Raw genomic sequence first — 6098 nt, 5'->3', positions numbered from 1 at the left:
AGGCCCGATTTTGCCTCTTGACAATGTCCTGCTCATATTAAAAGGAACGTCCCCAAGTGCCGGGTTTCCGCAGTCATTGGGGACAGACTTAAATGACTAGTCTTTTAAGAACGTCCCCAATGACTACCCACAGAATGAGGGTCTCATCGGGGACTAGGTAAATAACAAAAGCCCCCGCGGCCGAAACGGGCCACGGGGGCAGCAGGCTTGCAAGGGTTAACTCAAGTCCTCGCCATTTGATGCAATGACCTTTTGGTACCAGCAGAAGCTGTCCTTTCGGTAGCGATCGAACGTGCCTTTGCCCATATCATCGGCATCAACATAAACAAAGCCATAGCGCTTCTTCATCTGCCCCGTCGAGGCAGACACCAAATCGATACAGCCCCACGGCGTGTATCCCATCAGGTCAACACCGTCCTCGACAATTGCATCGCGCAGCGCAAGAATATGCCTTCGCAGGTAATCAATATGATACGCATCGTGGACTTTGCCGTCTTCCAGCGCATCGAGTCCGCCCACACCGTTCTCGGCGATAAAGAGCGGAAGATGGTAACGATCGTGGTAGCCGGCAAGCGTCACGCGCAAACCCAGCGCATCGATCTGCCACTTCCAGGCAGTCTCTTTATCCTTGAGGTACGGATTGCGCAGCGTCGGGAACACGTTGCCCTCCGCCTTCTCGGCGATCACCTGATCATCGGCGCACACCAAGCGCGAGCAATAGTACGAGAACGAGATGAAGTCGACCGTATGCTCTGCCAGATACTCCGTATCGCCCGGCTCAAAGGGCACGTGAACACCCTCTTTCTCGAGTGCACGCAGCTTCCAAGCAGGATAGGCGCCCGCAGCCATCACGTCTGTGTAGAAGTAGCGGCCGCGGTCCTCCTCATACGCAAGCCATACGTCCTCGGGCGCACAACGGTACGGATAGGTCGCACCGGCAGCGACCATGCAACCCACCTTGTTTGCGGGATCGATCTTGTGCAGAATCTCGACAGCGCGAGCGCTCGCCATAAACATATGGTGCGAGAACGCCGCGGTCACGGCTGCACGGTCACGCTCATCCTCGAGCGTGACACCCGCGTTGAGATAGGACAGCGCCACGCTGTTGATCTCGTTGAACGTAAGCCAATAACGCACGAGGCCCTGGTACGCGCGTCCGACGGTCTCGACGTAGTGCGCATACCGCTCGATCATCTCTCGGCTTTGCCAGCCACCATAGCGCTCGACCAGAGCCAACGGATAGTCGTAGTGCGACAGCGTCACAAGCGGCTCGATTCCATGCTCGCGCAGCGCCTCGAATACCTGACGGTAAAACTCCAAGCCCTCGCCGTTGGGCTCGGTCTCCATCCCTGTGGGAAAAATACGGCTCCAGCAAATTGAAAGACGCAGGCACTTAAAGCCCATCTCGGCAAAGAGCTCGACATCCTCGTGCCAATGATGGAAGAAGTCGTTGCCCCAGCGGCATGGATACAGCCTGTCCGGATCGTCCACGGGCTTTTGCCTGCCAAACATTACATCCCAGCGGTCGGAACCCTGTGGGATCAGGTCGGAGTGCGACATGCCGCGGCCGCCCTCGTTCCAGCCCCCTTCGGCCTGGTTGGCGGCGAGGGCACCACCCCACAAAAAGCCCTCGGGCATACCGGCGGCAGACGTTCTGTCAAAGTAACTCATGCTACTCAGCATCCTCGGCAGAAGCTACCGCGGCGTTCTCCTGCTCCTGAGCCAGGAGCTGGTTATCGTACACCTTAAAGAACGGGTACCAGACCACAGCCATGACCACGATCAAAACGATCGTAAACACCCAGATGCGCGGGTCGAGGCACTGGACAAAGCCCTGAACGAAGATGGGGAACGTGCCGCTCACCAAGATGTAGAAGTTAGAGACAAGACCCAGTGAGACCGCACCCCAATACAGCAGGGCCGAGATCATGCCGCCTAGCACAAACGGAATCATGAGGATCGGGTTGAAGATGATGGGCGCGCCGAAGATCGCGGGCTCGGAGATACGGAAGAAGCTCGGCACGATCGATGCCCTGCCAAATGCCTTGAGCTGCTGCGACTTTGCCCTAAACGCGCAGAGCGCCACAAAAGAGAACGTATTACCCGTGCCGCCGATGAGGTTGATGGCCAACGACATGAGCACCGGGTGGAACTCAAGCGGCTGCCCGGCAGCATAGAGCGAGGCGTTGGCGGCAAAGGCGGCAAGCGAGACCGGGGCGGTGATGGGCATTACGATCATGTTGCCGTGGACGCCAAAGCACCAAAACAGCAGCGTCATGAAGCAGATAAGCAGTGCGCCGGGCACAGAGTCAACTGCGACGGAAAGCGGGGCAGCGAGCAGCTTCTCGATAACCGAGGGGATGGACAGCGCGGGATCGATCATCTGGATCAGCAGGTTGCCGCCAAAGAAGATGAGGATGTTGGCGAGCATAGGTACGATGGCGCCAAAGGTTTCGGACAAAAACGGCGGCACGCCATCGGGCATCTTGATGGTGATGCCCTTGGTCTGGCAGAAGCGCGTGACCTCGACGGAGACCAAGGCAACGATGATGGCGGTAAACAGGCCCTGCGCACCCAGATAGGTGCAGGGGACCGCCTGGAGCACGGACTCGTCAGCAAGCTGGTAGTAGGACGACGGCGCCGCGGCGATCAGGAACATCACCAGCGAGGTCATGCCGGCGTTAAGCTTGGGCATCTTGTAGGTGCCCGCCAGGTTATAGGCGATTGCGAACGTCACGATCACCGACAGTATGCCCATCGTCATATTGAAGGGGATGAGCAGCGTGAGCTTATTGGCCGTCGCAAAATCGAGCCAAGGGCCAAAGACGGACCAGAACCCGCCCTGCGCCACCAGGTCGGCCGTGACCGGCGGGTTGGCGAGGATCATAAAGACGGCAGATACCAAGATGAAGCTGATCGCGCTCATAAAGCCCTTTTGCATGGAGGCAAAGTGGCGCTCGGTGCCGCAGAAATTGGCGATAGGGGTCAGTTTTTCCTGAAGCAGGGTCATGAACTTCTCCATGGTTGCCTCCTAACCCAACAGCGACTGGGCGAGTGCCAGCACGTTGGCGGCGTTGCCCATGCCGTAGTCCTGTGCGGGGATGACCGCGGTCGGCTTACCGCTCCCCTGCTTGACGGTGTTGAGCTGGTAGGACACCTGCGGCCCCAAGAGCAGCACGTCATAATTGGCGCACGTCTCCTGATACTCGCCGATACCCACCGCATCGATATCGAGCTCGATGCCGTTTTGCTCCGCATATTTCTCGAGTTTCTTCATCAGAATGCTTGTAGACAGACCAGCTGCGCAAACAAGAAGGATCTTCATAAGGGATTCCCTTCGCATTGATTGGTTGGATAGTCACCGCACGCCGCTAGGCGTTCTTGGTTGCAGTGCACTCATACAGGCAGATCAGCTCCTGCACGAGCTCCTGAGCAAGCATGGAGCACATGAGGTGGTCCTGAGCATGGACCAGCAACACATCCACCGACAGATGCTCGCCCGCTGCCTCAGTCGAAAGCAGCTGCGTTTGGATGTGGTGAGCCTTGATTCCCGCATCCTTTGACTGCTTCATGAGTTTGGCGGCGGCGTCAAAATCCCCCGCTTTTGCCTTTTCAAGGGCTTCGAAGGCAAGGCTGCGTGCCTCTCCCGCTGCAGCGACCAGCTGAAACGAAACCATCTCGGTTCCCTGATCGTCCATAACGGTCTCCTCTCCCGTGATGTTTGGTTTGTACTTGAATATTCGAAACGCCTATCTCCCGCCCGCAATCCTCGAGGTTTATTACAGGTAGACAGACAGGGTTATCGACAAAAGAAGTCTTAAGCCGTATGCGCTTGCACAAGCGCCATCAGCTCATGCCAGGACCGGCGCTCGCGTAGGCGCTCGACCCCCTGGCGGTCCATAAAGATCTCGGCGAGCAGTGAGCTCAAGATCCGCGCCTCATCGCCGCCCGACCGGGCAAACGACACCATAAAGACGATATCGACCTCATGGCCGTATTCGTCCCAAAGAATGGGATGTTCGAGCAGGCCCACGGTAACAAAGGCCTCGGCGCTCAAGGGATGCATCCCATGGGGCATGGCTACCCCATTGCCAAACGAGGTGGCACTCGCGCTCTCGCGCTCGGCGACCTCTTGGGCAAACTGGGCATCGACACGGCCGCTCTCGACGGCGCGCTCGGAGAGATATCGGAGAACGGCCTGCTTCGACGGTGCCTCAACGCGGTTGAAGAACAGGGCACGGCTAAAGAAAGAGCTTACGGAGTCCGATTGCGCAGTGTCGTCGCTCAGCACCTTGCGGATAGCGTTGACATCGCTCGTCTCCAAGAAGAAATCGGCCTCGCGGACGGGCACGGGCAACTTGACGTTGAGCGGCACCGTTGTGAACACGTAGTCGATGTGCGAAAAATCGAACGTTCCCACGCGGGCGACATCGCATGTCTCAATCGAATCGATATACATGCCAAACTGCTTGCGGTACTGGTGCTCGAGCATACGGGCGCTTCCCGCTCCCGAGGCGCACACGATCAGGATGCGCTTGCGACGCGGCTGGTCGGCTTGCTGCTCGAGGGCCAGGGCAAATGCCATGGCGATGTAGCCGAGCTCTTCATCAGAGGGCTGGCTGCCAAAATGACGCTCGAGTACCTGCGAGGTGCCAGCTGCCATCGAATAGGCCAACGGAAACCTCGTCTTGATATCGGGCAGCATGGGGTTATCCATATGCATGTGATATTCAAGGCGATAGCCCAGAGGGCCGATATGCCGAGCAAGGTTCATGCGAAGTTCAAGATCGCCGCTAAAGTCAAACCTAAACTCATCGTTGACCGCACGTACCATCTCGGAAGCAATCTCCCACATCTCGTCCGAGATAACGGCAGAGCCCTTCTCGGGCACGCCCGTGCCCCTGCCGAGCAAATGGATTGCGATAAAGGCAACCTCTTCTCGGGGCATGCTCACGCCCAGGGCATCCTTGATGTTTGCGGCAATCTGGAAAGCCGCGGCGTATTCGCGCGTTCCCTCCAGTTTTTGAACGTCCGATTCTGCAGCTGGGACATAGCAGCCCTGCTCGATGCGGCCAAGAGCAATGTAAAGATGCATGATGAGATTGCGGGATGCCAGCGAGCTCACCGTGACGGGCGAGGCCGTCAGGGCATCGTCCACACATGCGGCGATGGCCCGCAGGCGCTCGGCGAGCTTTGCATCGTCGGTGTCGGGCAACACGGGCCTCACCAGCGAGGCCAGGCACAGGCGCCGTTGTGACTCCCCGCCCGCAACGCGGATTCCGTAGCGTGGGCGCTTTTCGAGCGTTAAGTCAAATTGGGCGAGTTTCTGCTCTACCAGACGCATGTCATTGGACAGAGTCCGCGCCGAAACGTAGAGTAAATCCGCATACTCCTCAATCGTCACCCACTGGGACCGCATGAGGAGGTCGTTAAGAAGGAAGGACACACGGCCATCGCGCGTATCAGGAATGCCCGGATGGGCCAGAGCCGCACCGTCTAGCAAGCGAGCAAGCTCATCTGCACGTGCAACATCGATACGATACTGCCCCTTGCTGCCAACGATGCGTGCAACCCCTGCAAGGCTGTCGTTTGCGCGATGGATATAGTTTCTCACGGCGCGCTCGCTTACCTCGAGACGCTTGGCAAGTACCGCGACAGCGACAGGCTGAGCGTCCTCGATCATATTTACAAGCTGCTTGACGCGAGCATCCATGTCCTCCTCCTTTCCCTGCGTCTAGTCTAACGCGGTAAAGAATGACACTCCACGTCGCGCTCGTTCCGCCAACCCGGAACAGGTTGCGGGGAGTTCAGCTGAGCTATGGAGAGCCTGGGGAAAGGGCCCGAAGGCAATGCGTCGGTGTGGGATGCGCCTTCCCAGCCATTGTGCAGTCATTGGGGACAGACTTAAATGAGTAGTCATTGGGGACGTTCTTGTTTGACTAGTCGTTTAAGAACGTCCCCAATGACTATTAAGGACTGTCCCAAGCTGCCGGCAGGAAAGGACCGTCCCCAAGTGCCGGGTTTGTCCCCAATGACTAGGTGAATAGCAAAAGCCCCGCAGTCGGAGCGGACTGCGGGGCTCATGAAGAGAGGCTAGT

At 58.0% G+C, this 6098-nt stretch carries 5 protein-coding genes; all 5 read right to left on the bottom strand.

Going from position 1 to position 6098, the window contains the following annotated elements:
• Positions 1-216 precede the first annotated feature (216 nt).
• Entirely contained in the window at positions 217-1671 is a 1455-nt protein-coding gene (locus DXD77_RS09995) for a family 1 glycosylhydrolase (RefSeq protein WP_255413168.1), read from the bottom strand.
• A 1-nt stretch (position 1672) separates the two neighbouring features.
• Entirely contained in the window at positions 1673-3022 is a 1350-nt protein-coding gene (locus tag DXD77_RS09990; RefSeq protein ID WP_117648561.1) for a PTS sugar transporter subunit IIC, read from the bottom strand.
• A gap of 9 nt (positions 3023-3031) precedes the next feature.
• Positions 3032-3325 carry a PTS sugar transporter subunit IIB gene (locus DXD77_RS09985; protein ID WP_117648560.1) on the bottom strand — a complete coding sequence of 98 codons (294 nt, stop codon included), beginning with the start codon at positions 3323-3325 and terminating at the stop codon, positions 3032-3034.
• Between the two features lie 46 nt (positions 3326-3371).
• Positions 3372-3698, bottom strand: a complete 327-nt coding sequence (locus DXD77_RS09980) for a PTS lactose/cellobiose transporter subunit IIA (protein ID WP_117648559.1) — start codon at positions 3696-3698, stop codon at positions 3372-3374.
• 119 nt (positions 3699-3817) lie between these two features.
• Complete coding sequence (locus DXD77_RS09975) at positions 3818-5713, bottom strand: BglG family transcription antiterminator (RefSeq protein ID WP_117648558.1); 1896 nt, start codon at positions 5711-5713, stop codon at positions 3818-3820.
• Positions 5714-6098 lie beyond the last annotated feature (385 nt).

Source organism: Collinsella sp. TM09-10AT, from assembly GCF_003436275.1.
In the GTDB taxonomy this organism is placed as follows: Bacteria; Actinomycetota; Coriobacteriia; order Coriobacteriales; family Coriobacteriaceae; genus Collinsella.
The sequence above is the reverse complement of the archived record's forward strand: the minus strand, read 5'-3'. Positions and strand labels throughout refer to the sequence as shown.